This window comes from Microbacterium sp. 8M (genome assembly GCF_902506375.1).
Taxonomy (GTDB): domain Bacteria; phylum Actinomycetota; class Actinomycetes; order Actinomycetales; family Microbacteriaceae; genus Microbacterium.
In genome coordinates this window covers 794,022-817,686 of the sequence record NZ_LR733284.1, presented here as the reverse complement: position 1 = coordinate 817,686, position 23,665 = coordinate 794,022, and the positions used below count along the sequence as shown (strand labels likewise).

Here is a 23,665-nt window from a genome sequence, read left to right as displayed (position 1 = left end):
TAGCAATATCGATAAAGCAGTGCAAGACACTCCCGGGATGCACGCCGCGCAGCGGCGACCCGTGCGGGGTCAGACGTCGCCGCGGGTGGACGCCCGGAAGTGCACGGTGATCGGCACGACCTCGCTGATCGGGGCGGAGTCGCCGTCCTCATCGAGCACGGCGATGGCGGCGCGGACGCAGCGACGCCCGAACTCCCGAGCATGCAGGTCGATCGCCGTGATGGACGGGCGCGTCAGCGACAGCACCTCGGTGTCGACGAGGGCGGCCACGAGCAGATCCGCCCCGACGCGGCGGCCCAGCTGCTGCGCGCTCGTGACCACGCTGAGCACGGTGCCGTCGGAGACCGACACGATCGCGTCGACCGGATCCTCGTCGTCCCCGGTGAGGAGCTCCGCGACCGCCGCGTGGATGACCTCGGGCGGGGCGGGGTGCTCCACCTGGGTGATGCGCGGCCGGATGTCGTGCTCGGCGCACCACGTCTCGAAGGCCTCGCGCACGGTGAGCGCCCAGTATCCGGTGAGCTCGGGGAAGAGCATCGCCGGGCGGCGCACGCCTCGCTCGAGGAGGTGGTCCATGAGCTCGCGGACGGCGGGAGCGTGCTCGCTGGTGACCCAGGCGCGGGGCTCCGGCAGGCCGGCGGGCACGGGCTCGCCGGTGATCACCGGCAGGCGTCCGGCGAGCAGCGTGTGCACGACCGGGTCGTTGAGGTCGGGGTCGAGCAGGATCACGGCGTCGGCGGTGAGCTGGTCGGCGCGATCGGCGCTCTGCTCGGTGGGCAGCATGATCACCGTCATGCCGGCGCGGTTGGCCTCCTCCACGATGCCGAACGTCGCCTCCATGTAGTACGACATGGTGGTGCTGTCCGGCGGCAGTCGCAGCGCGAGCATGCCGGTGCGCGAGCCCTTGAGGTGACGCGCGACGGTGTTGGGGCGGTACCCGAGCTCTTCGGCGACCTCGTGCACCCGGCGCCGCATCTCCTCCGACACGCGGCCCCGGCCGGTGATCGCGAAGGACGCGGTCGAGCGGGACACGCCGAGCCGGTCGGCGATGTCCTGCAGTGTCACCGCACGCTCGGGTCGCATGCTGTCGAACCTACCGGGTGCGAAGGGCCGTGGATCCCCGCGGGGTGCCGGGGCTCGCGCACCCCGCGCGCGGCTCTCAGCCGGCTCTCAGCCGAGCAGCACCGTGAGCACCGTGGATCCGCCGCCCACGAGGATGAGGGCGACGATCACGACCCAGGCCGTGATGCGGATCCGGCGCTGCCGCCGCGCCGAGTAGATCGACAGATCCTCGTCGGTACCTGAGCCCGTCGAAGGGTCCGGTGCGCTGTCCATGTCGTCCGCTCGTGGTCTCAGGCGCCGACGGGCTCTGCGACGGTCGGGCCGAACGCGGCCGGCAGCGTGGCCTGCGACGTGGCGCGCAGCTCGTCGACCGAGATCGTGAACACGTCCTGCACCTCGAGCTGAGGGGCACTGTCGGTCACGCCGATGCGCAGCACCGGGTAGCCGCGGCCCTCGCAGAGGCCCTGGAACTTCACGTCGTCCTCGCGCGGCACGGTCACGATCACGCGGCCGGTCGACTCGGAGAACAGGGCCGTCGCGGCGTCCACGCCGTCGCGCTCCATGAGCTCGGTCAGCCACACCCGGGCGCCGACGCCGAAGCGCATGACGCCCTCGGCGAGGGCCTGCCCGAGGCCGCCCTCGCTCAGGTCGTGCGCCGAGGAGATCAGCCACTCGTCGCGGGCGGCGGCGATGAGGCCGGCGAGACGCTTCTCGGCCGCGAGGTCGACCTTGGGCGGCAGGCCGCCGAGGTGGTCGTGGATGACGTCGGCCCAGGCGGATCCGGACAGCTCCGTCGAGGTGGTGCCGAGCAGGTAGATGTTCTGCCCCTCGTCCTGCCAGCCGGACGGGATCCTGCGGGAGACGTCGTCGATGATGCCGAGCACGCCGACCAGCGGGGTCGGGTGGATCGGCACGTCGCCGGTCTGGTTGTAGAACGAGACGTTGCCGCCGGTGACCGGGGTGCCCAGCTCGTAGCAGCCGTCGGCGAGGCCGTCGACGGTCTGGCCGAACTGCCACATGACCTCGGGGTTCTCCGGGGAGCCGAAGTTGAGGCAGTCGGTGATCGCGGTGGGCTCGGCGCCGGTGACGGCGACGTTGCGGTACGCCTCGGCGAGGGCGAGCTGCGCGCCCGCGTACGGGTCGAGCTGGCTGTAGCGGCCGTTCGCGTCGGTCGAGATCGAGAAGCCGAGCCCCGACTCCTCGTCGACGCGGATCATGCCGGCATCGTCGGGGAACGCGAGGGCGGTGTTGCCGAGCACGTAGTAGTCGTACTGGTTCGTGATCCAGCGGGTGTCGGCGAGGTTCGGGCTCTCCAGCAGCGCCAGGAACTGCTGCTTGAGCGCCTCCGGGTCGTTGTCACGGGGGAGCAGCTCGGCCGCGTCGGCCTGCAGCGCGTCGATCCAGGCGGGGTAGGCGACCGGGCGGTCGTAGACCGGGCCGTCGACCGCGACCGTGGAGGGATCCACGTCGACGATCCGCTCGCCCTGCCAGTCGATGACGAGGCGGCCGTCGCCGGTGACCTCGCCGAGGACCGAGGTCTCCACGTCCCACTTCTTCACGACCGCGAGGAAGGCGTCGAGCTTCTCGGGCGCGACGATCGCCATCATGCGCTCCTGCGACTCCGACATGAGGATCTCCTCAGCCGTCAGGCTGGGATCGCGCAGCAGCACGTTGTCGAGCGACACGTGCATGCCGGAGTTGCCGTTCGCGGCGAGCTCGCTCGTGGCGCAGGAGATGCCGGCGGCGCCGAGGTCCTGGATCGCCTCGACGAGTTCCTCCCGATACAGCTCGAGGCAGCACTCGATGAGCACCTTCTCGGCGAACGGGTCGCCGACCTGCACCGCGGGGCGCTTGGTGGGGCCGCCATCGGCGAAGGTGTCGGAGGCGAGGATGGACGCGCCGCCGATGCCGTCGCCGCCGGTGCGGGCGCCGAAGAGCACCACCTTGTTGCCGACGCCGGTGGCGTTCGCGAGCTTGAGGTCCTCGTGGCGGAGCACGCCGACCGCGAGGGCGTTCACGAGCGGGTTCGCCTGGTAGACCGCGTCGAACACGGTCTCGCCGCCGATGTTCGGCAGGCCCAGGCAGTTGCCGTAGAAGCTGATGCCGGCGGTGACGCCGTGCACCACGCGGGCCGTGTCGGGGTCGTCGATGGCGCCGAAGCGGAGGGCGTCCATGACGGCGACAGGACGGGCGCCCATCGAGATGATGTCGCGGACGATGCCGCCGACCCCGGTCGCGGCGCCCTGGAACGGCTCGATGAACGACGGGTGGTTGTGCGACTCGGCCTTGAAGGTGACGGCCCAGCCCTCGCCCACGTCGATGACGCCGGCGTTCTGGCCCATGCCGACCATGAGGCGCTTGCGCATCTCGTCGGAGACCTTCTGGCCGAACCGGCGCAGGTAGTTCTTGGAGGACTTGTACGAGCAGTGCTCGCTCCACATCACCGAGTACATCGCCAGCTCGCCCGAGGTGGGGCGGCGGCCGAGGATCTCGCGGATCCGCGCGTACTCGTCGTCCTTGAGGCCGAGCGCCGCGTACGGCTGCTCCTTCTCCGGGGTCGCGGCGGCGTTCGCGACGGAGTCGGGAACGTGTGCGGTGGGGGTGTTCGGGGTGGTCACGCGGGCTCCTGGAGAGAGGGGAGTCGGGGCGGATCCAGTCTACTTTGCGAACAAGCGCCCGAATCCCGGTCGCACTCGCCGCTCCCTGGCGGTCACCCCGCAGGTCCGAGCCGCTTTCAGGCCACGCATAGAATCGAAGGCGGGGCGCAGCGTCGCCAGGCCACAGCGTCGTCACCGGGGCGACCGTGCGATGACGCGCAGGAAGCAGGATCGGCATGAGCGTGACGTATGACCAGGGAGCGCCGGATCCGGCCACGCGGACCCTCGACTCGGTCACGGGCATCAGCAAGAAGGGCCTCCCCACCGGCACCGTGGGCGTGCTCGGCTGTCTGGTGATCGGGATCTCGACGTGCGCGCCCGCGTACACGCTGACCGCCGCCGTGGGGCCGGCGGCGAGCGAGGTCGGCTACCAGACGCCGGCGATCTTCCTCATGGGCTTCATCCCCATGCTCCTCGTGGCGCTCGGGTACCGCGCGCTGAACTCCGCGATGCCCGACTCCGGCACGTCGTTCACCTGGGCGACCCGCGCCTTCGGCCCGTGGGTCGGCTGGATGGCCGGCTGGGGCCTCATCGCCGCGACCGTGCTCGTGCTCTCCAACCTCGCCGGCATCGCGGTGGAGTTCCTCTTCCAGTCGATCAGCATCCTCGTCGGGGATCCGTCGATCGCCGATCTCGCGGCGAACAAGTTCATCAACATCGCCGTGTGCCTCGGGTTCATGGCTCTCGCGACGTTCATCTCCTACCGCGGCATGACCTCGACCAAGGTGTTCCAGTACGTCACCGTGATCTTCCAGATGGCGGTCATGGTGTGGTTCGTCGTGGCGATGTTCGTGGGCGCCGGCGACCCGGCCAACAAGGAGGCGAAGCTTCCGGAGCTGAGCTGGTTCAACCCGTTCGAGGTGTCGAGCTTCAGTGCGTTCGCCGCCGGCATCGCGGTGTCGATCTTCGTCTACTGGGGCTGGGACACCGTGCTCACGATGGGCGAGGAGACCAAGCCCTCGAAGGGGCGCCTGTCCACCGAGAGCAAGGCGGCGATGATCCTCGTCGCGATCCTCGTGATCCTCTACGTCGGCACGGCGACCGCCACGGTCGCGTACGCGGGTCTCGGCGACGGCCCGACCGGGCTCGGCAACTCCGACATCATCGAGAACGTGTTCGCGGCCCTCGCGCACCCCGTGATGGGGCCGGCCGCGATCCTGCTCTCGCTTGCGATCCTGGTCAGCGCCATGGCGTCGATCAACTCCACCGCCATCTCGCCGGCGCGCACGCTGCTCGCGATGTCGCACTACGGCGCCCTGCCGGCGTCGCTGAAGAAGGTGCACCCGAAGTACAAGTCGCCGCACGTCGCGCTGCTGCTGTCGTCGATCGTCGCGTCGGTGTTCTACGCGGTGATGCGCTTCATCAGTGAGGACGTGCTGTGGGACACGATCACCGCGCTCGGCATGATGGTGTGCTTCTACTACGGCGTCACGGCGCTCGCGAGCCCGTGGTACTTCCGCAAGTCGGCGCTGCGCGAGGGCCTCGGGTCGATCCTGATGAAGATCGTGCTGCCCGGGCTCGGCGGGATCCTGCTGCTGATCGTGTTCGTGAAGACGACGATCGACGCCATGGATCCGGAAGCCGGATCCGGCAGCAACATCGGCGGCGTCGGTCTGGTGGGAATCATCGGCGTGACGGTGCTGGGCCTCGGCGTGGTCCTGATGCTCCTCCAGGCGAAGGCCTCGCCCGGCTTCTTCCGCGGGGAGCGCCTGGCGCGCACCGACGCCACCAACGACACCTCCGCGCTGCAGGTCTTCGACGACGGCCTCGGCGGCTGACGACCGCTCCTCGGATCGGGGTCCGGGGGTACCCTCTCGGCATGACGGGGGAGTGCGCATGACCGACGCGACGCTGCTGCTGGATCGCGCTCGGAGCGGCGACGAGTCGGCGTTCGCGGCGCTGGTCGGCCCGCACCGCCGCGAGCTGCAGCGGCACTGCTACCGGATCCTGGGTTCGCTCGCCGACGCGGAGGATGCGACGCAGGACGCGCTGCTCGCCGCGTGGCGCGGCATCGCCGGGTTCGCCGGTCACAGCTCGCTGCGCACGTGGCTGTACCGCATCGCGACGCGCACGAGCCTGCGGGTGGCGGAGCGGCGGCCGGTCCGGGTGCTGTCGTGGGACGCGCACCCCGCGCGTGATCCGCTCGGCGACCTGGGCGCGCCGGACGAGGCGACGGCGTGGCTGGATCCGTGGATCGCCGCAGTCGACGATCCCGCGGAGGCGGCCGTGCGCCGCGACACGATCTCGCTCGCGTTCCTCGCGGCGCTGCAGCAGCTGCCGCCGAGCCAGCGAGCGGCCCTCATCCTGCGCGACGTGCTGGACTTCTCTGCGGCCGAGACCGCTGAGGTCCTCGACGCGACTGTCGCGTCCGTGAACAGCGCGCTGCAGCGAGCTCGCGCGAGCCGGTCCCGGGCGAACTCGCCCCGGGCGACGGAGGACGGCGGGGCGGACGCCGCGCAGAACGCGGTCGCCGAGGGCCCGTCGGTCGAGGGTCCGCCCCTCGAGGCCCCGGACGCGGCGCAGCAGCGCGCCGTGGACGCCTTCGTCGCGGCGTTCGAAGCCGGCGACGTGGCCGGCATCGTCCGACTGCTGGCCGACGACGTGCGCCTCACGATGCCGCCCCTGCCGGCCTGGTTCGACGGCATCGCCGACGTCACGGCGTTCTTCGCCGAGCGCTCCCTGGTCACCCCGTGGCGCGTGCGCGCGCGGGCCGTGGTCAACGGCATGCCCGCGCTCATCGCCGAGCAGTTCGCTGAGGGCGCCTGGCGGCCCGGTGCGATCATGGCGCTCGGCTTCCGCGGATCCGAGATCTCCTGGATCGCCTCGTTCCTGGATCCGGCTCTGCTCGAGCGGGCGGGATCCGCGAGCTAGCACGCCGGCGTCGCGGTGACAAGACCGCAGACGCGGCGCCGTCGGCCGCCTAGCGTGTGCCGTGCGGCCGGTGCGGCGTCCCACGCGGACGCCCGAGCCGGACGCCGGACGCGAAGGAGCGCACCATGACGAACAACCCGCAGATGCCGCTGAGCCCCGAGGACCCCGAGCAGGAGCTCTTCGAACCGCCCCTCGTGGAGGACGCCGACGGCGACGAGAAGCTCGACCCGGATCGGAACGACGACCAGATCGACAGCGCCGAAGCCGACCGCGTCGCCGCCGAGACCGACGACCCCGACGACGAGGCGCGGGAGAGCTGATTCCCCGCAGTTGTGCCCGGCGCGCCCGCTCACGCGCGGCGCGACCGGCTCCGGGCCTCTCGCACCGCCCGGGCGCTCGTTCCGCGCCCGCGCGTGGCGCCGTGAGCCGCGCCCGGTGACGACCGCGCACCGCAACGCCCCTCTCGACGAACCCCGCAAGGAGATCCCATGAACCCGACGCTCACCGCATCCCCGACCGCGAGCACCTTCGCCGTCCGCGGCCCTCTGAGCGGTGCGCTGCAGGACGCCCTCACCCGAGCCGGCGCCGCCGCGGACCCCGAGGACGTGGTCGCGCTCGCCGAGGAGGCGGTCGCGGGGGCTGACGACCTCCTCCGCGATGACGACGTGCAGCTCTCCCTTTTCCTCCTCTACGCGTCGGCCTATGGATCCGTCCCCGAGTTCGATCCGGATCGTGAGTGGGATCCGCAGCTGCTCGAGGCGAGGCGCGTGCTGGAGGACGCGTTCGAGGCAGCGCTGCGCGAGGTCGTGCCGGTGGATCCGCTGCCCGAGTGCTCGCAGGGCGAGGTCGCCGCAGCGCTGTTCGCGCTCACCTCCGCCGACGCCGGCCCGAGCCTTTCCCGCTACGTGGCGAAGAAGGCGACCCGGGCGCAGGCGCTGGAGTTCCTGGTGCAGCGCTCGATCTACACGCTCCGCGAGGCGGATCCGCATTCCTGGGCGATCCCACGGCTGCACGGACGTGCGAAGGCGGCGCTCGTGGAGATCCAGGCCGACGAGTACGGCGGCGGACGTCCGGACCGGGTGCACGCCGAGATCTTCGCGAAGGCCATGCGCGGCGCGGGCCTCGACGACCGCTACGGCGGCTACGTCGACGCGGTGCCGGCGATCACGCTGTGCTCCCTGAACGCGATGTCGCTGTTCGGCCTGAACCGGCGGCTGCTCGGCGCGATCGTCGGGCACCTGGCGGCGTTCGAGATGACGTCGTCGATCCCGAACCGGCTCTACGGCGACGGGCTGCGCCGGCTCGGCTTCGGCGACGACGTGACCGACTACTTCGACGAGCACGTCGAAGCGGATGCAGTGCACGAGCAGATCGCCGGCCGTGATCTCGCGGGCGCGCTCGCCGAGGACCAGCCCGAGCTGCTCCCTGACATCATGTTCGGCGCCTCCGCCTGCCTGACCGTGGACGGTCTCGTCGGCGCCCACATGCTGGAGAAGTGGCAGAGCGGCGAGTCCTCGCTGCGGCTGCCGGAGGTCGTCGGATGAAGGGGCGGCCGGCGACGATCAGCCCGTACCCCGACGGGCCGCTGATCGTGCGCGGAGATGTGGAACTGCTCAGCGCCGACGGCACGCCCATCCCGACGCGACGGCGCACGGTCGCGCTCTGCCGCTGCGGACTGTCGTCGATCAAGCCGTTCTGCGACGGGACACACAAAGCGGCCGGATTCAGGACCGAGTGAATGGTCACCACCTTCGGCATCGAAGAGGAGTTCGTGCTCCTCGACCCCGAGACCCTGACGCCGGTCGAATGCGCGGCGCAGGCGGTCGCGGTGCTCGCCGACGGCCGGTGCGACGGCTCGGTGGCCCGGGAGTTCCTCTGCGCCCAGGTGGAATACGCGACCCCCGTGTGCGGCAGCACGAGCGAGGCCCGCGACGCGCTGCTCGGCTTCCGTCGTCGTCTCGCCGACTGGGCCGCGGACGCGGGCGTGATCGCCGCGGGCACCGGCACGCCGTTCCGTGGACACGCGCTCCCCACGATCAGCCCGGGCGAGCGGTACGCCGAGATCTCGTCCGAGGTCACGGCGCTCACGGGCGACCACCAGATCGGCGGCCTGCACGTGCACGTCGGGGTGGACCGCGAGGCCGGCGTCCGCGCGTCGAACGCGCTGCGCGGGTGGCTGCCCATCCTGCTCGCGCTCTCCGGCAACTCGCCCTTCTGGGCCGGCCGGGACACGGGATACGACAGCTGGCGCGCCATCCACTCCCGCCGCTGGACGACCTACGGGATCCCGCCGCTCTTCCGGGACGCCGACGACTACGACGAGGTCGCCGCTGCTCTGGTCGGCATCGGCGCGACCACCGATCCCCGCGGGGTCAACTGGAACATGCGCCTCTCCACCCGGTACCCGACGCTGGAGGTGCGGGTCTGCGACGTGCAGCTCGATGCGGAGAGCTCGATCGCGCTGGCGGTCGTCATCCGCGCGCTCGTCGAGTCGGCGCTCGAGCCCGACTCCCCGCCGACGCTGGACCGGGCGCCGTGGGACGCGGCGCTCTGGCACGCGGCCCGGCACGGCCTGCGTGGCACGCTCGTCCACCCCCACACCGGCCGACTGGTACCCGCGGCCGAGGTGCTGTCCGCGCTGCACGACCGGATCGCGCCTCATCTCCGCGGCGACGACGAGGTCCGTGTCGCGGAGGGCCTGCTCGAGCGGCCTCGGAGCGGCGCCGTCCGGCAGCGGGAGGCGCACCGGGCGGGGATCCCGGCGCTCGCCCGGCTCTACCGGGAGTCGCTGGCGCGCTGAGCGGGCATCGGCGACACCTCTGATTCGCGCGAGGATTTTCGCGACGACCGATGAGTTTCGCGGATCCGGCGTATCTGCACCTGTGTACGCATTCTTCTGCCAGGAAAGGAACGCTCATGCGCTCTCTCATCGTCTCCAACGCCATCACCCTCGACGGCTTCTTCGCCGGTGTCGGAGGGAACCCGATGGTTCTGAACCTCGACGCGGGCTTCGACGCGCACAACCTCGAGCTCATGCGGGGCGCGGGCACCGTGCTGCTCGGCCGCACGTCGTTCGAACTGTTCAGCTCGTTCTGGCCGATGATCGCCGATGCGCCGGAGGATCCGTCGAACCCCGCCCTGAGCGCCGTCAACCGCGAGTTCAGCCGCCTGTACCGCGACATCCCGAAGATCGTGGTCAGCGACGGGTTCGTCGTGCCGGAGGACAATCCGTGGCACGACACCACGCGGGTCGTCGGCAGCGGCGAGCTCGCTGCGACGCTGGCCCAGGAGAAGCTCGGCGACGGCGGCGACATCGTCGTGTTCGCCAGCGCGACCCTGTGGAACGGCCTGCTGGCGGACGACGCCGTCGACCGCCTCGACCTCATCATGGGGCCTGACGCGATCGGCGAGGGCGTGCCCGCATTCCGTGCTCCGGTGCGGCTGCGCACGCTCGGCGCAGCCCCGATCCCGGGGTCGTCGAACGTGCTGCTGCAGTACGCGCCGGCTCACGCGGAGTGAATCCCTGACGCACCGTCGACCGTGCGCCGGAATCGAAGCCGGCGCCTTCTGCGGCGTGGGCTTGGGGGGGGCATGGACGCCACCGCCCGAGCGCCTGTCGGAGACTTCGTCGCGCTGTTCATCGTGCCGGTGGTGCAGCGCCGGAGGTCGCCGCGCAGGGGGTCGGTTTCGCACGCTGCGTGACACCTGCAGGACCCCGCGACGCGTGCAGGAGCGAACCGGCGATCGGATCCTGCATGCGTCGCGAAGTCCTGCAGGCGTCGCCGGATCGACCCTGCCGAGGTCGGGTTACTGCACCGACCAGCCGCCGTCCGAGGCGAGGATCGCGCCATTGATGTTCACCGCGTCGTCCGAGAGCAGGAACGTGATCGACGCCGCGAGGTGCTCGGCTGTCGCGACCGTCGGCATGGCCTGCTGGAACGGGGCGAGCCGGGCGGATCCGTATTCGGACATGTGCGGCGGCATCGGGATCCCCGTGGCGACACCGCCCGGGGCGACCGAGTTCACGCGGATCCCCTTCGGGCCGTACATGAACGCCGCCGACTTCGTCACGCCGATGATGCCGTGCTTGCTGGCCGTGTAGGCGTTGCCCGATGCGTTGCCGCGAAGGCCCGCCTCGCTCGAGACGTTGAGGATGGATCCGCGTCCGGCCGCCTCCATGATCGGCAGAACCGCGCGCATGAGCTTGAACGGTGCGGTGAGGTTGATCGCGATGACGCGATCCCAGACAGCGTCGGGGGTCTCCCCGGCGGGCGAGAAGTCGTCGTTGATGCCCGCGACGTTGGCGAGTCCGTCGATACGGTCGCCCGCCGCGGCGACGACGCGGTCGATCGCATCCTGCTGTGTGAGGTCGCCCGTCACGGTGACGATGCCGGGCAACTCGGCGGCGAGGGCGTCGAGCTTGTCCGCCGCGATGTCGCACGCGATGACACGGCCGCCCTCGCGCGCGATGCGGGAGGCGGTGGCCTTGCCGATGCCCGACGCGGCGCCGGTGACGATGACGGTCTTTCCGGCGAAGCGTCCCGGGGTGACCTGCTCGGTCGAGCCGTGAGGTGCGGCGTCTTCGGGTATCTCGCCGCCGTTCGCCGCGCGCACGAGGTCGTCGACCACGGACTGCGGCATCGCGCCCTGGCTCATCACGACGAGCTGCTGCAGCGGCAGACCGAGCACAGGGGTGAGCGAGTCGACGTTCGCTCCCGACTGCGCGAGCAGGCCCCGGATGAGCTCTCCGCCGGTCGGATCGGCCAGCCAGTCTCCGATGGAGGAATTCGCGGTCAGGGCCATGGGTGTCTCCTTCGTTCACTGTGGATCCGGTCCGCTGCGACGCGACGGACTCGAGCCGCGATCTATTTCGCAACGGTGCGTCCACTTATTGGTGAGCGTACACCTCGATACGCTCGGAGGATGCCCCGTCCACGCAGCGAGAACGCCCGCCAGTCCGTGCTGGCCGCGATGCGGCGCGCTCTCGCCGCGGACGGCTACGAGGCGGCGACCATCGAGGGTCTCGCAACCGAGGCGGGCGTTTCGAAGCAGACGATCTACCGGTGGTGGCCGTCGAAGGCGGCGATCCTCGGTGAGGCTCTGCTGGAGGGCTCGCTCCCGGGCGCCGAGGTCGTGCTGCCGTTCTCCGACGATTTGGCGGCGGATCTCCGCGGCTGGTTCGCGATGGCCGGAGCACATCTGTCGCGTCCCGAGAACGTCGCGCTCGCACGCGCGCTCATCGCGGTGACGGCAACGGATCCGGAGCTGGGTGCGGCCCTGAACCATCGGCTTGCAGACCCGATCGTGTCGTGGATCGTGGCGCGCGTGACGCGTGCGCAGGAGGAGGGCGCAGTGCGTGCCGACGTGGATCCCGCGGCGGTCGCGGACCAGTTCTTGGCGGCGACGTCATACGCGGCGCTGCTCGGCCGGCCGCTCACCGGATCCCGCGTGGACGGGCTTGTGGAACTCCTCATGCGCGGCATCGCGACGAGCTAGCCAGCCACGGCGGCGTACCTCGGGGTCGTTGAGCGAGCACGGCCGGAGGCCGAGCGAGACGAAACGCGGCGCCCGTCCAGACCCGGGGCTGTGGATAACTCCCTCTGCGGCGCGGCGGATCCGGTTACGGTGTGGGGATGAACCCTCGGCGCAGCGCACTCCACGCCCGTCCCGCGCGTGGCGGCCGTCCGGCGCTCCGCGCGGTCGTCGCGGCCGCGCTTGTCGCGGCCGCTGTCGGTCTCGCCGGGTGCACTCTTGGCCCCGCGCCGAAGCCCACGCCCACCCCGCTGTTCACGAGCGAGGCCGACGCGTTCAAGGCCGCGGAGCAGGTGTTTCGGCGTTTCGTTGACGCCAAGAATTCGGCTCAGAACGGCGAAAAGGCTGAGGACCCGCAGGATTTCCTTGCTGGTGCGGCTCTCGAAGATGACATTCAGTCTCTGCGAGAGGATGAGAAGAGCGGCACCAGAATTGAAGGAACCTCGACGGTGCTCAGTTTTGTTCTAAAGAAGTTCGACGCTGAGTCTCGAACCGTCGAGAGTGTCGCGTGTCTCGATATATCCAAGAGTCGCCTAATCGCAGCAGACGGCACTGACGCTACTCCGCCCAACCGTCAACCAATAGCGGCGCTAACGATCAAGACGATGCCCGTGCGAGATGAGATGCGGATCTTCCAGATCTCCGGGAGCGCCGACGCGTGCAAATGATCGCACCGAGTCGGCGCGGGATCCGGGCGATTACTTATGCGCTCTTGGCCTGTCTGGCGCTGCTCGCGGTGACACTTCCTACTCGAGCATTGGCCGCCGTCGTGGTTCACGCCGGTTGCAATTGGAAGCAGGTGCAAGAGGGCATTTGCCCAGCGGATGGCGAGAGCGTAACGATCGGTGATAGTCAGACCACTGGAGATAGCGGTGCCGTAGGAGAAGGCGAAGAAGACAACCTGGAGGGAACGACCAACTCGGATGGCGTCGGCACCGCAGAGCCCTCACCGTGGGAGATTTGCGCGGCAACGCCCGGGCCGCCCAGCGACTTCTGCCGGTCCCTGCCGCCCATAGGCGTGCCCGTCGGACAACCATCGCCCGGCACCCCCGGTTGGAGCGTCACAATCTCCGACCTCGCCCGCTTCGCCCCCTCCACGACGACCGTCGCCGGCGAACCGGACAACATCGCCGTCGTCGGTCTACCCGCGAACTTCCTCAGCAGCGCCAAGACCGAGACGGTCCCGGGCACGATCCTCGGCCGCGCACTGACCGTCCGGTTCACCCCGGTGAATTACACGTTCGACTACGGCGACGGAGAGACCCGCACGACGACCACGCCCGGCACCGCCTGGGACGCGAGTGGCCAGGCACAGTTCACGCCGACCGAGACGAGCCACGTCTACACGGAACCCGGCACGTACACGGCGACCGCGACCGTCACTTACACGGCCGATGTCGACCTCGGCGCCGGCTGGATCCCGATCAACGGCACGCTGAACGGCCCGCCTGCGAGCCAGCAGATCCGCGTAGTGAAGGCGCACACCGCCCTCGTTCAGGGCACCTGCACCGAGCGCCCTGACGCTCCCGGCTGCTGACCTGTTCGACAGACCTCGGCTCAGGCCCGAACGCTGCGACGCTCTCGGATCCGCGGGCCGTCCGTTGCCGTCCCTGACAGCGCCCCATGCGCCGGCATGCGGAAGTTCAGCGGCACGGGGCTGCGGAACTCCGAGGCGAAGCGGCCCGTTCCGTGCAGGTCGGCGCCGAGGTCGCGGACCGTCGCGACGAGCTGCGTCACCTGGTGCGACGTGGGGCCCGCAGGACCGCCGGACTGCGCGTCGAGGAGCGCCTTCTGGATCGTGCGCACCGAGGCGATGTGCGTCGGCTGGGCGCGCTCCGTCTCGTCGAGGCCGCCGGTCCAGACGCGCGCGTCGGGGTGCGAGTAGAACACGCAGGTCTGAAGGTAGGGCGCGGATCCGTGCTGCGCGGCGAGGTGCGCGTGGAAGCGGCGCGCCTGCCGCCGCACCCGCGCGGCGGGCGATTCCGTTCCGAGCAGCGTGCGCACATCGAGGCGCTCCCCGCCACCGCGCGACACCGCGATCGCGAACGACGCCGGCAGGGCGCTCTCGTCGAACAGCACTCCGAGCGCGCCGGCGAGCGTCGACGGCTTCTTGCCGTCGAGGATGAGGCCCTTCCAGTACTTGCTGTCGACCAGCACCACGGCCTTCTCGGTGATGACCAGATGATCGAGCTGTGCGCAGTACGGCGCGGTGGATCCCTCGTCGCGCGGCGAGAAGACGATGTTCGTCGCGATGATCGCGTCCAGCCCGGCTGCCTCGCAGGCGTCGACGAGCACCTCGCGTGACGCCAGTTCCCAGCGCAGTCCGCGGCCGGCGAGCAACCGTGATCCCTCTTCGTTCGCGATCGCGGCGTCGCGTTCGGCGACGAGCGCCCGCACCTGCTCCTCATGCGCCTCGAGCCGCAGCTTGGTCTCGGCGTCATGGCGTGCCGTCAGGGTCGCGACGGTCTCACTGTGCGCGTTCTGCAGCTCGCGCGTCGCGCTCTCCTGCCGCTCCATGAGAGAGGTCTCGTCCTCGGCATAGCGGCGCTGCAGCTCCTCCCGGACCCGCCGGTTGCGCCGGGCCAGCGTCCACACCGTGACCGCGAACGCGACCAGCAGCAGGGCGACGGCGATGAGCAGGACGACGGTGGAGATCTCCATCCCCCCAGCCAATCAGCGCCCGCCGACTTTCCCGGCGCGTCGCCCGCGCGTGGCGCGGACCGGACCGAGCGAAGTGCGGTTGGTCAGGTCCCGAATACCCGCCGAAGCCGCTCCCGGAGAGGCGGATCGCACACGTACACGTACGTGCCGAGCATGCCCCGAGTGAGCAGCACGCCGTAGATGTTCCGGATGAAGACCAGCAGCTGCTCGTCGGTGAAGCCGCCGGCGAAGGATCCGGTGTTCTCCTTGCCTTTCTTGTCGCGGTAGTTCTCGCGATCGGCGGCGATCTCGCCGGTAGCCGGATTCAGTCGCAGGTCTGGGCCCATGATCACGCCGGCGTAGTTGAGGTCGTAGCCCTGCACTGTGTGGATCGATCCGACCTCGTCGGGTGCACCCGGGGAGTTGATCCAGTCCTTATCGGTCGTGTTCCAGAGCATCCGCTCGCCGTCGATCTCGATGTCGAAGTCGGCGAGGCGCTTGTTGTTCTTCCGTGGCTTCGTCACCCAATCCCAGGCGAACCCCGCGACCAGGCGGGACAGTCCGACGCGCTGCTCCGCGGCACGGATCGCGGCCCGCATCTCACGGATGTCGTCGAAGAAGCGCAGATCGTAGTCGCCGAGGTCGGGGCGTTCGGGGTCCTCGCCGCGCAGTGCCGCGCGCACGAATCCGACGTAGTCGGCGCCGGCTCTCACCCGCATCTGCGTCATGAGGTGGAAATGGCGATCGCTCTCCTTCGCGGTGCGCACGACGTGCTGCATGGTCGCCGGAGCGAGGTCGTGCGGGCGCACGCTCTGGAGCTCGTCGACGAGCAGGATCTGGTGACGGCTTCGCTGACGGATCCAGTCGAGTTGAGTCAGGGAAGGATCGTCTCGGCCGAACAGCCGCTCATTGATGTCGCGGAACTTCTTGTTCTGCCCGCCGGAGGCCTGGTTGGCGCGCTGCCCGAGCCGGTGAGCCTCGTCGACGAACACGAGGTCGAACTTGGCGTGCGACTCCGCGAACTGGAACGGACTCAGTACGGTCTTCGGATCGAGTCTCGGTGTCTTGCTGAACACACGCTGCACGGATTTGCGCAAGGACTGCTGCGGGATGACGAGCGCTATCCGGAGACCTGCAAGCAACTCGCGGTTCCCCTCGAAGAAGTAATCGGCGAACAGCGAGTCCTGTTCGATCTCGTCGCCGTTCTCGTGAGCGGCGATGTCCGCGAGCAGCTTCATGAGGAAGATCGCGACGATCGTCTTGCCCGTCCCCGGTCCGCCCTGCACGACGAGCGTCGAACCCCTCTCGTCCCCGCGTAGATCCGCGAGCAGAGCCTTGAGGATGTTGTCGACGGCGATGGTCTGATCATGGTTGAGCGTCTTGAACGGCGACAGTTTGAACATGTCGCTGTTCTCGATGGCCGCGATGCTCTGGTCGAACAGACCGCCGGCGCGCAGCTTGTCGAAGACCTCGCGGAACGACTCGCGATAACGAGCACGGTCGAAGTATTGCGCATCGGACGCGAGCCCTGCGTTGCTGTTCAGCACCTGAAATCGGGCATCGCCCGAGAACCACCGGATCAGGTGTGCCTCGAGATCGAGGCAGGCCGACTTGTTGAAGCGCTCGTCGATGACAACGTGGATCCTGTCGAGCCGCGCTCCACGCTTCGGCCCCTTCAAATGCTGGATCATGCGCTTGTGCGCGTTGACTGTTTCACCGACGTATAAATCTGGTGCGACGCGGCTCCGCGGGGCGCCATCGATCACGTAGACGACAGGCCAGTTCGTCAGCTGCGGATCAGCGAGCGCTTTGGCATCGACGGCGTCTCGCCGAAACGGCACATGTTCGATGCGCATCACGATGCGTCTGGCTCCGAGCTCCCCGCAGAGCCCGATTCCGTGGGTCGTTCTTGTCTCTCCGCCGCGAGCTGCGTGTACTTCACCATCCTGCCCTTGGCCTGTTCGGCGGGGTACTTGGCGCGCGTCGACTCGAGTTTGCGCAGCACGATGTCGTCGAGATCGACGCCGATGCGATTCGCCAGATGGACGCAGTAGGTGACGACATCGGCGAGCTCCCCCTCGACGCGCGTCTGATCGAACTCGCCGCCCCACTGGAAGCACTCGAGCAGCTCCCCGGACTCGATCGCGATGCTCTTGGCGAGGTTCTCGGGAGTGTGGAACTGATCCCAATCCCGCTCCTCGACGAAGGCGCGGAGGGCGGCGAGAGTTGCGGCAGACGGCATGGGAGTGACGGTAGCAGGGGTGCTGGCGGCGAGGTGATCTGACCGATACGCTCGCGCCATGGATCCCGTAACGCCCGCCTTGCTCGCGTTGGAGGCGGGTCTGAGTCAGAAGCGAGTTCGCGAAGTTCTTAGGGAGCTGTACGGCGTCCTGCCCGAGGATCAGACGCGGTGGGTGCTGGACGACGTGCAGGCCGCCGAAGTCCGGTCGAGATTGGCACGCGACGGCAGTAGAAGTTCGGATTGGGCGCTGGAGATCGGGGATCGCGTTCGTCGCCGACTCGTGCACCAGCAATATGGCGGTGGGCAGCAAGGTGGGATATCAACTTCAACGCGAACGTCGGACATCTTCATCTTCACGGACCCTTCGCGGGGTGCGCGCTACGGATATGACCTCTTTGAAGGGCTGCAGCCGGATGGAAGCTTCGCTTACACCGGAGAAGGGCGATCCGGTCATCAGGAATTCACGCGTGGCAATTTGGCAATTCTGAATTCGGCTGATGAGGCCCGCACGATCCGAGTCTTTAGTGCAGAGTCACCCTACGTGACGTATGTGGGGGCATTCACGACGGGAGATCCGGTTTGCTCAATCCACGAGATCCCCGGCGAAGACGGCCACCTCCGCCGCGCGATCATCTTCAATTTGGTGCCCGTTGATGCAAGGCCAAAATTGCTCGCGCATGATCCGGGGCAACTTCGGCTTCTCAAGCCGCAGGTCGTACGCTGGGACCCACCCGACGCGTCCGACATCGCTGTGATCGCGGACGCGTCACAAACTCCGCCGGGTGACAGGGTAGTTTCTCGCGTCGAGTTCCAACTTCAGGCCGATTTCGGTAGTTGGCTGCACAGCCGGGGGACGCCACCGAGCCGCCTGAGGCTGCCCGTCGGGGGCGCGGTCATCGAGCCGGACATGTACGTCGAGTCCGAAGGGTGGGTGGTTGAGGCGAAGAAATCGACTGCGCGTGAATACGTGCGGATGGCGATTGGACAGGTGCTCGATTATGCCCATAACGCCCGCTCATTGAGCCCTGATATCACTCCCATGGTTCTGTTGCCTGGGCGTGTTGAGCCAGATCTCCGCGAACTGTCCGCGGATCTCGGGATCGTCATCGCGTCCCGGGTCGGTGATTCGTTTGAGTTGGCCAAACCTTGACTCCCGTTCACCTCAGACTCTGGTTAGGCCTAGCAAGCTAGGCGTGCGGGCTTTGAGAGATCCTGCGAACGGCCGGGACGTCCGCCGGAGCCCAGGCGAGGTCGGGAAGATGCGATGGGTCAAGCCACCGGAGCTCGGCATGCTCCGTAGCCGCGGGGTTTCCAGCGACGAGGGTTGCGTAGAAGGTCGTTAGTTCGACGGTCGCGAAATCGTAGATATGCACGGTGGTCTCGATGAGATCCCCGACCTCGATCGTGCAACCGAGCTCCTCGGCGATTTCACGTCGCAGCGCAGATTCGGGGCTCTCGCCGACCTCGATCTTCCCGCCAGGGAACTCCCAAAGGCCGGCAAGCACCTGTTCGGCACCCCGGCGCGCAGCCAGCACCCGACCGTCGGCGATGATGGCCGCTCCGACCACGCGAACCCGCCGGCGCTCGTTGATCACCGTGTCAGCGTATCTGCGTTCGATCTCCTTCGTTGGCTCATCGCGCGGTAGGGGCGGGGGCACTAAGCAGCGAACGGGGCAGAACGAATGGGAACGAACCTCGAATTCGTGCGCGCGGGCGCACCGGCACCGCCGGCATAAGGGTCGTGAGCATGCCCGCGGTGATGATGAGGGGGACGCTCACCTCGAGCCTGACCAGCGGTCTTTGATGCCCGTCTCGGCCATTTCGTACGCCGACGAAGCGCAATCGCCGGCGCGCCGAAATGGGCCTGGTCAGGTCTCGAGAGTCTCGACCGAGCACAATGTCCGCGCCGCTCCGGCCAACCGCTGATCCAGGGTGAGCAACGGGCACCGGAAGGCCTCGGCCAGTGCCACGTAGCTTGCGTCGTAAGCCGAGATGTTCGACCGCAAGGCCAGTATTCGTGGCACGAGCGGCAGGGACGGGTGCAGGTCGACGGGCAGACGCATGAGGTCATCGACCGCGAGGTCGAGTGCGGCGTCGTCGAGATGGCCGCCCAGGTTCAGCCCGCGCAACGCTGAAGCCACCTCGACCGGGAGGAGATCGGGGGCGATGAGCGACTCGTCGGCAAGCCGCACATGCAGGCGAGTCCTGGCTCCAAGGTCAGTCAGCAGCTCGACGACGATGGACGCGTCGACGACGATCATCGCGCTCGTCGGCCGTCATGAATCGCCTTCAGGATCGCTTCGCGGGGGACGCGCCGAGGTGCACGTTGCTCCAACTCCGCCAGCATCTCAGTCAGCGTCGGCCGTCCTGCAAGCTGCGTGAGCTCCGTCGTCAGATACTGCTGCAGCGACTGTCCACGCGCCTCGGCGCGCGCCGACAGCACCGAATGCACTGCCGGATCCAGGTCGCGAATGAGGACGTTGGGCATGCTTACAGTATGCATGCACATCCGGCGTTCGGGCACAAGCCGTAACTGATTCCCATCGGTCCACATTGCTCTGCGTCGCGGACTTCGAGGTGGGTCAGGACGGGAACCGTGGGAAGCTCGACGCCGGAGCGCCATGTATGGAATCAAGCCGGATGCCTCGGCTGTTGGACAGCCTCGAAGTCGAAGTGGTGTCTGAGTGTGCCTTCTGAGGTTCAATTGGCGCAGTAGAACAGCCTGTCTCGTTTGCAGATTGATCCGCGATTTGGTGCGGATCCCGACGCGGGCGGATACTCGACCCAGTCCGGCTGCCGATTCCGGCCGGGGTCCAACAATGAATGCATCCTCTTCCCCCGTGTCTGCTGCGCGCCCTCGCAGCGTCGCCGTCGTCGGTGCCGGACGCCTCGGCAGCGTGCTCGCGCGAGCACTGGAGGAGGCCGGATCCGCGGTGCACGGACCGCTTCGCCGAGGCGACTCCGTCCCGGTCGTCGACGTCGCGCTCCTGTGCGTACCGGATGCCGCGATCCACGACGCCGCGGCTGCGGTCCGCCCGCACGCGCGGCTCGTCGGGCACGTGTCGGGCGCGACAGGACTCGACGACGTCGACTTCAACATCCACCCGCTCCAGACCTTCACCGGATCCGAGTCGCCGGCCGTCTTCCACGGCATCGGCGCGGCGATCGACGGCCGCACCGCCGAGGCACGCGCTACAGCGGAGGGGCTGGCGCGCGCGCTCGGCGCCCGCCCGTTCCGTGTCGACGAGGCGCAGCGTGCGGGCTACCACGCCTCCGCATCGATCGCGTCGAACCTGCTCCTCGCCGTGCTGGACGCGGCTGAGCGTGTGGCGGGATCCGCGGGGATCGCGCCGGACGACGCGCGTGCGCTCCTCGCTCCGCTCGTTCACCAGACGGCGACGAACTGGGCCGAACGCGGCGCCGCGGATGCGCTCACCGGGCCGATCGCCCGTGGGGATGAGGGCACGGTCGCACGCCAGCGCACTGCCGTCGCGGAGGGGAACTCTGAGATGCTCGCGCTCGTCGATGCGCTGACTGCGCAGACGCGGGTGCTCGCCGAGAGCGCGGGCGGGCGTCCTTCGTCTCGCTTCGCGGATCCTGAGCGTCCTTCGTCTCGCTCCGCGGATCCTGAGCGAGGAGCGGAGCGACGAGACGAAGGGCGCTCAGGAACCGGCGCAGGCGACGCCGTCGATCGAAAGGACCGCGCATGAGGATCATCCGCACGATCGCCGAGCTCCGCGAAGCCGTGAAGGCCGCGAAGCAGGACCGGCGGAGCGTCGGGCTCGTCCCGACCATGGGCGCGTTCCACGAAGGGCACCTCTCGCTCATGCGCGAGGCCCGCGCGCACAACGACCTCGTCGTGGTGTCGCTGTTCGTGAACCCCACCCAGTTCGGGCCGAACGAGGACCTCAGCCGCTACCCGCGCGACGAGGCGCGCGACGCGGCGCTCGCCGAGGGCGAGGGCGTCGACATCCTGTTCGCGCCCGAACCCGCCGAGATCTACCCCGACGGCTTCGCGACGACGATCCACATCTCCGGGATCACCGACGTCCTCGACGGCGCGAGCCGCGGCGCGCACCACTTCGACGGCGTCGCCACGGTCGTCGCCAAGCTCCTCGGCATCGTCGCCCCCGACGTCGCCTACTTCGGGCAGAAGGACGCCCAGCAGGTGCTCGTGGTGCGCCGGCTCGTGCGCGACCTGAATCTCGACGTGCAGATCGTGGCCTGCCCGATCGTGCGCGAGCCGGACGGCCTCGCCATGAGCTCGCGCAATGTCTACCTCGACCCCGCGGCGCGGCAGCAGGCGACCGCGCTCAACCGCGCGCTCGAAGCCGCAGCCGAAGCCGTCGAGCAGGGCGAGCGCGACGGCGCCGCCATCGAAGACGCGGCCCGGCGGATCCTGGACGACGCCGGCATCGTCCCCGAGTACCTCGAGCTGCGCACGGCCGACGACCTGCAGCCCGTGACCCGCCTCGACGGCGAGGCGCTGCTCGCGGTCGCCGCGCACGTCGGCGCCGCCCGCCTCATCGACAACCGCCTCCTGAGAGTGAGCGCCTGATGCGACGCACCATGCTGAAGTCGAAGATCCACCGCGCGACGATCACCGGATCCGATCTGCACTACGTCGGATCCATCACGGTCGATCCCGATCTGCTCGACGCCGCCGACATCCTCCCGCACGAGCAGGTGCACGTCGTCGACGTCGACAACGGATCCCGCTTCGAGACCTACACGATCGCGGGAGAGCGCGGATCCGGCGTCATCCAGGTGAACGGCGCCGCCGCCCGCCTCGTGCACACGGGCGACACGGTGATCGTGATCTCCTATGCCGACTACTCGCGGGAAGACCTCGCGGACTACGCGCCGACGGTGGTGCACGTGGACCGGTCGAACGCGATCATCCAGGTCGACGACGCGGTGGATGTGCTGCTGACCGAAGCCCGGGTGCCGGGCGCTTCGACAGGCTCAGCGATCGGGGGCGCTTCGACGGGCTCAGCGACCGGGGGCGCTTCGACGGGCTCAGCGACCGGGGGCGCTTCGACAGGCTCAGCGACCGGGGGCGCTTCGACGGGCTCCGCGACCGGCGGGGTGGAGGCGTTCGCATGAGTGCGCATGCCGCTCCTACCCGTCGCCTCGGGCTCGGCGACCTCGCCGCGAAGAAGGCGGCGGGCGAGCCGATCGTCATGGTCACCGCGTACGACCACCCCGGCGCGCAGATCGTCGAGGCCGCGGGCGTCGACATGGTGCTCGTCGGCGACTCCGCCGCGATGACGGTGCTCGGCTACGACAGCACGGTGCCCGTGTCGGTCGACGAGATGATCATGCTCACCAAGGCCGTGCGGCGCGGGCTCACGGCGCCGCTGCTCGTCGCCGACCTGCCGTTCGGCTCCTACGAGACCTCCGACGCGCAGGCCCTCGCGACGGCGCAGCGCTTCATCAAGGAGACCGGCTGCGACCTCGTCAAGATCGAGCGCGGCGGCACCTCGGTGCAGCGCGCGCGAGCGCTGGTCGAGGCCGGCATCCCCGTCGTCGGGCACGTGGGCCTTACCCCGCAGACCGCGACGTCGCTCGGCGGCTACCGCGCGCAGGGGCGCACCGCCGATGCCGCGCTGTCGCTCATCGACGACGCCCTCGCCCTGCAGGACGCGGGCTGCGCGCTGCTCGTCGTCGAGGCGGTGCCGAGCGAGGTGACGGCCGCCCTCATGCCGTTGATCGACATCCCGGTGATCGGGATCGGCGCCGGATCCGCGACCGACGGCCAGGTGCTCGTGTTCCACGACCTGCTCGGCATCTACGACGGCCCCGCCGCCAAGTTCGTCAAGCGCTACGCCGACCTGCGCACCGCCGCGGTCGAGGGCGTCACCGCCTACGCCGACGAGGTGCGCGAACGGGTGTACCCCGCGCCCGAGCACACCTACTCCATGCCGGCCGAGGAGGCCGCCCGGCTGCGGGAGCTGCTCGCGGCACGGTGACGGCCCCGCGACAGGGTCACCGTTCCAGAAGCGCACCCGCGCCCTGCGCCAGCACGATCGCACCGAGCGCAACCACGATGAGCGACGCGAGGACGCCGATCACCCGCGTCGCGCGCCGGCCGATCAGGTGGCCGAACAGCGCGCCGGCGCCCGCGAGCATCAGCTGCCAGGCGAGTGAGGCGAGCCCCGCGGCCACGACGAAGACGACGGGCCCTGCCGGTGAGGCGCTGCGCGCGGTCACCGCGCCGCCGAGCGCGATGAAATAGATGAGCGTCATCGGGTTGATCGCGGTCAGTCCGACGAAGCGGGCATAGGCGCGGAGGGCTGAGATGCGGTCGACTGCGGCTCCGTCGGATCCGGGTGGGCGACGGATCCGGAACAGCTGCAGGATCCCGATCGCGATGACGAGGATCCCGGAGGCGATCAGGAACGGGCCGCGGACGCCGTCGATCGCTGCGGCGAGGAGCGCGCCCGTCGCAGTGGCGACCGCGCAGTAGAGCAGATCGACGGTGGCGACGCCGCCCGCTGCCGCCGCGCCGACGCGGAAGCCGTTCACGATGCTCTCGCGCAGCAGGAGCGCGCCGATCGCGCCGAGCGGCATCGCGACACCGAGCCCGGCCAGCACGCCGGCCAGCGCCGCCACCCAGAAGCCGTCCATGCGGACCAGTGTCGCGCGCCCCGGTGATCCG

General features: G+C 69.4%; 25 protein-coding genes and 1 pseudogene. 15 read left to right on the top strand and 11 right to left on the bottom strand.

The window, feature by feature from the left end; translation table 11 throughout:
* Nucleotides 1–69: 69 nt before the first annotated feature.
* From AERO9AM_RS03850 to purL, 3 genes are all read right to left on the bottom strand, one after another.
* On the bottom strand, nucleotides 70–1,083 hold the full coding sequence (locus tag AERO9AM_RS03850; protein ID WP_159574970.1) for a LacI family DNA-binding transcriptional regulator: 1,014 nt from the start codon (nucleotides 1,081–1,083) through the stop codon (nucleotides 70–72).
* 87 nt (nucleotides 1,084–1,170) lie between these two features.
* Nucleotides 1,171–1,335 carry a hypothetical protein gene (locus tag AERO9AM_RS03845; RefSeq protein WP_159574969.1) on the bottom strand — a complete coding sequence of 55 codons (165 nt, stop codon included), beginning with the start codon at nucleotides 1,333–1,335 and terminating at the stop codon, nucleotides 1,171–1,173.
* Between the two features lie 17 nt (nucleotides 1,336–1,352).
* Entirely contained in the window at nucleotides 1,353–3,680 is a 2,328-nt protein-coding gene (gene purL, locus AERO9AM_RS03840; RefSeq protein ID WP_159574968.1) for a phosphoribosylformylglycinamidine synthase subunit PurL, read from the bottom strand.
* Nucleotides 3,681–3,895: 215 nt separating this feature from the next.
* Here purL and AERO9AM_RS03835 point away from each other — a divergent pair, with 215 nt between their 5' ends.
* The 7 genes from AERO9AM_RS03835 to AERO9AM_RS03805 all read left to right on the top strand — a co-directional run bounded on the left by AERO9AM_RS03835 (nucleotide 3,896) and on the right by AERO9AM_RS03805 (nucleotide 10,109).
* Nucleotides 3,896–5,497: an APC family permease gene (locus AERO9AM_RS03835; protein ID WP_159574967.1), complete on the top strand. Its 1,602-nt coding sequence runs from the start codon at nucleotides 3,896–3,898 to the stop codon at nucleotides 5,495–5,497.
* Between the two features lie 58 nt (nucleotides 5,498–5,555).
* Complete coding sequence (locus AERO9AM_RS03830) at nucleotides 5,556–6,590, top strand: RNA polymerase subunit sigma-70 (RefSeq protein WP_159574966.1); 1,035 nt, start codon at nucleotides 5,556–5,558, stop codon at nucleotides 6,588–6,590.
* Nucleotides 6,591–6,715: 125 nt separating this feature from the next.
* Nucleotides 6,716–6,910 carry a hypothetical protein gene (locus AERO9AM_RS03825; protein ID WP_159574965.1) on the top strand — a complete coding sequence of 65 codons (195 nt, stop codon included), beginning with the start codon at nucleotides 6,716–6,718 and terminating at the stop codon, nucleotides 6,908–6,910.
* A 168-nt stretch (nucleotides 6,911–7,078) separates the two neighbouring features.
* Nucleotides 7,079–8,134: an iron-containing redox enzyme family protein gene (locus AERO9AM_RS03820; RefSeq protein ID WP_201298574.1), complete on the top strand. Its 1,056-nt coding sequence runs from the start codon at nucleotides 7,079–7,081 to the stop codon at nucleotides 8,132–8,134.
* A complete protein-coding gene (locus tag AERO9AM_RS03815) occupies nucleotides 8,131–8,328 on the top strand; it encodes a CDGSH iron-sulfur domain-containing protein (RefSeq protein ID WP_159574964.1) in 198 nt (65 codons plus the stop codon). Before AERO9AM_RS03820 ends, AERO9AM_RS03815 begins: the two co-directional genes overlap by 4 nt.
* Nucleotides 8,329–9,390 carry a carboxylate-amine ligase gene (locus AERO9AM_RS03810; RefSeq protein ID WP_159574963.1) on the top strand — a complete coding sequence of 354 codons (1,062 nt, stop codon included), beginning with the start codon at nucleotides 8,329–8,331 and terminating at the stop codon, nucleotides 9,388–9,390.
* A gap of 116 nt (nucleotides 9,391–9,506) precedes the next feature.
* On the top strand, nucleotides 9,507–10,109 hold the full coding sequence (locus AERO9AM_RS03805; protein ID WP_159574962.1) for a dihydrofolate reductase family protein: 603 nt from the start codon (nucleotides 9,507–9,509) through the stop codon (nucleotides 10,107–10,109).
* Nucleotides 10,110–10,397: 288 nt separating this feature from the next.
* Here AERO9AM_RS03805 and AERO9AM_RS03800 read toward each other — a convergent pair whose 3' ends face one another.
* Nucleotides 10,398–11,393 carry an SDR family NAD(P)-dependent oxidoreductase gene (locus tag AERO9AM_RS03800; RefSeq protein ID WP_159574961.1) on the bottom strand — a complete coding sequence of 332 codons (996 nt, stop codon included), beginning with the start codon at nucleotides 11,391–11,393 and terminating at the stop codon, nucleotides 10,398–10,400.
* Between the two features lie 120 nt (nucleotides 11,394–11,513).
* Here AERO9AM_RS03800 and AERO9AM_RS03795 point away from each other — a divergent pair, with 120 nt between their 5' ends.
* From AERO9AM_RS03795 to AERO9AM_RS03785, 3 genes are all read left to right on the top strand, one after another.
* Complete coding sequence (locus AERO9AM_RS03795; RefSeq protein WP_236602466.1) at nucleotides 11,514–12,086, top strand: TetR/AcrR family transcriptional regulator; 573 nt, start codon at nucleotides 11,514–11,516, stop codon at nucleotides 12,084–12,086.
* 137 nt (nucleotides 12,087–12,223) lie between these two features.
* The gene (locus tag AERO9AM_RS03790; RefSeq protein WP_159574960.1) at nucleotides 12,224–12,790 is read left to right on the top strand and encodes a hypothetical protein; all 567 of its coding nucleotides are present in this window, start codon (nucleotides 12,224–12,226) and stop codon (nucleotides 12,788–12,790) included.
* 350 nt (nucleotides 12,791–13,140) lie between these two features.
* Nucleotides 13,141–13,659 (top strand): hypothetical protein, encoded by a 519-nt coding sequence (locus AERO9AM_RS03785; RefSeq protein ID WP_159574959.1) that lies wholly within the window; start codon nucleotides 13,141–13,143, stop codon nucleotides 13,657–13,659.
* A 20-nt stretch (nucleotides 13,660–13,679) separates the two neighbouring features.
* Here AERO9AM_RS03785 and AERO9AM_RS03780 read toward each other — a convergent pair whose 3' ends face one another.
* The 3 genes from AERO9AM_RS03780 to AERO9AM_RS03770 all read right to left on the bottom strand — a co-directional run bounded on the left by AERO9AM_RS03780 (nucleotide 13,680) and on the right by AERO9AM_RS03770 (nucleotide 17,004).
* Nucleotides 13,680–14,783: a nuclease-related domain-containing protein gene (locus AERO9AM_RS03780; protein WP_159574958.1), complete on the bottom strand. Its 1,104-nt coding sequence runs from the start codon at nucleotides 14,781–14,783 to the stop codon at nucleotides 13,680–13,682.
* 83 nt (nucleotides 14,784–14,866) lie between these two features.
* On the bottom strand, nucleotides 14,867–16,618 hold the full coding sequence (locus AERO9AM_RS03775; RefSeq protein ID WP_236602465.1) for a DUF2075 domain-containing protein: 1,752 nt from the start codon (nucleotides 16,616–16,618) through the stop codon (nucleotides 14,867–14,869).
* Entirely contained in the window at nucleotides 16,618–17,004 is a 387-nt protein-coding gene (locus tag AERO9AM_RS03770; RefSeq protein WP_159574957.1) for a nucleotide pyrophosphohydrolase, read from the bottom strand. The genes AERO9AM_RS03775 and AERO9AM_RS03770 overlap by 1 nt, the downstream gene beginning before the upstream one ends.
* 58 nt (nucleotides 17,005–17,062) lie before the next feature.
* Here AERO9AM_RS03770 and AERO9AM_RS03765 point away from each other — a divergent pair, with 58 nt between their 5' ends.
* On the top strand, nucleotides 17,063–18,154 hold the full coding sequence (locus tag AERO9AM_RS03765; RefSeq protein WP_159574956.1) for a hypothetical protein: 1,092 nt from the start codon (nucleotides 17,063–17,065) through the stop codon (nucleotides 18,152–18,154).
* Nucleotides 18,155–18,191: 37 nt separating this feature from the next.
* On the opposite strand, the gene AERO9AM_RS03760 is transcribed toward AERO9AM_RS03765, so the two are convergent.
* From AERO9AM_RS03760 to AERO9AM_RS03750, 3 genes are all read right to left on the bottom strand, one after another.
* On the bottom strand, nucleotides 18,192–18,599 hold the full coding sequence (locus tag AERO9AM_RS03760; protein WP_201298573.1) for a (deoxy)nucleoside triphosphate pyrophosphohydrolase: 408 nt from the start codon (nucleotides 18,597–18,599) through the stop codon (nucleotides 18,192–18,194).
* 273 nt (nucleotides 18,600–18,872) lie between these two features.
* A complete protein-coding gene (locus AERO9AM_RS03755; protein WP_159574955.1) occupies nucleotides 18,873–19,265 on the bottom strand; it encodes a type II toxin-antitoxin system VapC family toxin in 393 nt (130 codons plus the stop codon).
* Complete coding sequence (locus AERO9AM_RS03750) at nucleotides 19,262–19,492, bottom strand: FitA-like ribbon-helix-helix domain-containing protein (protein ID WP_201298572.1); 231 nt, start codon at nucleotides 19,490–19,492, stop codon at nucleotides 19,262–19,264. Before AERO9AM_RS03750 ends, AERO9AM_RS03755 begins: the two co-directional genes overlap by 4 nt.
* A 352-nt stretch (nucleotides 19,493–19,844) precedes the next feature.
* Between AERO9AM_RS03750 and AERO9AM_RS03745 the strand changes: the two genes are divergently transcribed.
* The 4 genes and pseudogenes from AERO9AM_RS03745 (at nucleotide 19,845) to panB (ending at nucleotide 22,976) form a co-directional block, all read left to right on the top strand.
* Nucleotides 19,845–20,714, top strand: a complete 870-nt coding sequence (locus tag AERO9AM_RS03745) for a DUF2520 domain-containing protein (protein ID WP_236602464.1) — start codon at nucleotides 19,845–19,847, stop codon at nucleotides 20,712–20,714.
* A complete protein-coding gene (panC, locus tag AERO9AM_RS03740; protein WP_159574952.1) occupies nucleotides 20,711–21,562 on the top strand; it encodes a pantoate--beta-alanine ligase in 852 nt (283 codons plus the stop codon). The genes AERO9AM_RS03745 and panC overlap by 4 nt, the downstream gene beginning before the upstream one ends.
* Nucleotides 21,562–21,912, top strand: a pseudogene (panD, locus tag AERO9AM_RS03735) (aspartate 1-decarboxylase); the annotation flags it as partial. The gene panC and the pseudogene panD, both read left to right, overlap by 1 nt.
* A 194-nt stretch (nucleotides 21,913–22,106) precedes the next feature.
* Nucleotides 22,107–22,976 carry a 3-methyl-2-oxobutanoate hydroxymethyltransferase gene (gene panB / locus AERO9AM_RS03730; protein WP_159574950.1) on the top strand — a complete coding sequence of 290 codons (870 nt, stop codon included), beginning with the start codon at nucleotides 22,107–22,109 and terminating at the stop codon, nucleotides 22,974–22,976.
* 16 nt (nucleotides 22,977–22,992) lie between these two features.
* On the opposite strand, the gene AERO9AM_RS03725 is transcribed toward panB, so the two are convergent.
* Nucleotides 22,993–23,634 (bottom strand): LysE family transporter, encoded by a 642-nt coding sequence (locus AERO9AM_RS03725; RefSeq protein WP_159574949.1) that lies wholly within the window; start codon nucleotides 23,632–23,634, stop codon nucleotides 22,993–22,995.
* Between the last annotated feature and the right edge of the window lie 31 nt (nucleotides 23,635–23,665).

What these genes read in the sequence shown, in the direction of transcription:
- AERO9AM_RS03850 (WP_159574970.1), bottom strand. Translation starts at nt 1,083, where the DNA reads ATGCGACCCGAGCGTGCGGTGACACTGCAGGACATCGCCGACCGGCTC.
- AERO9AM_RS03845 (WP_159574969.1), bottom strand. Translation starts at nt 1,335, where the DNA reads ATGGACAGCGCACCGGACCCTTCGACGGGCTCAGGTACCGACGAGGAT.
- AERO9AM_RS03835 (WP_159574967.1), top strand. Translation starts at nt 3,896, where the DNA reads ATGAGCGTGACGTATGACCAGGGAGCGCCGGATCCGGCCACGCGGACC.
- AERO9AM_RS03830 (WP_159574966.1), top strand. Translation starts at nt 5,556, where the DNA reads ATGACCGACGCGACGCTGCTGCTGGATCGCGCTCGGAGCGGCGACGAG.
- AERO9AM_RS03825 (WP_159574965.1), top strand. Translation starts at nt 6,716, where the DNA reads ATGACGAACAACCCGCAGATGCCGCTGAGCCCCGAGGACCCCGAGCAG.
- AERO9AM_RS03820 (WP_201298574.1), top strand. Translation starts at nt 7,079, where the DNA reads ATGAACCCGACGCTCACCGCATCCCCGACCGCGAGCACCTTCGCCGTC.
- AERO9AM_RS03815 (WP_159574964.1), top strand. Translation starts at nt 8,131, where the DNA reads ATGAAGGGGCGGCCGGCGACGATCAGCCCGTACCCCGACGGGCCGCTG.
- AERO9AM_RS03810 (WP_159574963.1), top strand. Translation starts at nt 8,329, where the DNA reads ATGGTCACCACCTTCGGCATCGAAGAGGAGTTCGTGCTCCTCGACCCC.
- AERO9AM_RS03805 (WP_159574962.1), top strand. Translation starts at nt 9,507, where the DNA reads ATGCGCTCTCTCATCGTCTCCAACGCCATCACCCTCGACGGCTTCTTC.
- AERO9AM_RS03800 (WP_159574961.1), bottom strand. Translation starts at nt 11,393, where the DNA reads ATGGCCCTGACCGCGAATTCCTCCATCGGAGACTGGCTGGCCGATCCG.
- AERO9AM_RS03795 (WP_236602466.1), top strand. Translation starts at nt 11,514, where the DNA reads ATGCCCCGTCCACGCAGCGAGAACGCCCGCCAGTCCGTGCTGGCCGCG.
- AERO9AM_RS03790 (WP_159574960.1), top strand. Translation starts at nt 12,224, where the DNA reads ATGAACCCTCGGCGCAGCGCACTCCACGCCCGTCCCGCGCGTGGCGGC.
- AERO9AM_RS03780 (WP_159574958.1), bottom strand. Translation starts at nt 14,783, where the DNA reads ATGGAGATCTCCACCGTCGTCCTGCTCATCGCCGTCGCCCTGCTGCTG.
- AERO9AM_RS03775 (WP_236602465.1), bottom strand. Translation starts at nt 16,618, where the DNA reads ATGCGCATCGAACATGTGCCGTTTCGGCGAGACGCCGTCGATGCCAAA.
- AERO9AM_RS03770 (WP_159574957.1), bottom strand. Translation starts at nt 17,004, where the DNA reads ATGCCGTCTGCCGCAACTCTCGCCGCCCTCCGCGCCTTCGTCGAGGAG.
- AERO9AM_RS03765 (WP_159574956.1), top strand. Translation starts at nt 17,063, where the DNA reads ATGGATCCCGTAACGCCCGCCTTGCTCGCGTTGGAGGCGGGTCTGAGT.
- AERO9AM_RS03755 (WP_159574955.1), bottom strand. Translation starts at nt 19,265, where the DNA reads ATGATCGTCGTCGACGCGTCCATCGTCGTCGAGCTGCTGACTGACCTT.
- AERO9AM_RS03750 (WP_201298572.1), bottom strand. Translation starts at nt 19,492, where the DNA reads ATGCCCAACGTCCTCATTCGCGACCTGGATCCGGCAGTGCATTCGGTG.
- panC (WP_159574952.1), top strand. Translation starts at nt 20,711, where the DNA reads ATGAGGATCATCCGCACGATCGCCGAGCTCCGCGAAGCCGTGAAGGCC.
- panB (WP_159574950.1), top strand. Translation starts at nt 22,107, where the DNA reads ATGAGTGCGCATGCCGCTCCTACCCGTCGCCTCGGGCTCGGCGACCTC.
- AERO9AM_RS03725 (WP_159574949.1), bottom strand. Translation starts at nt 23,634, where the DNA reads ATGGACGGCTTCTGGGTGGCGGCGCTGGCCGGCGTGCTGGCCGGGCTC.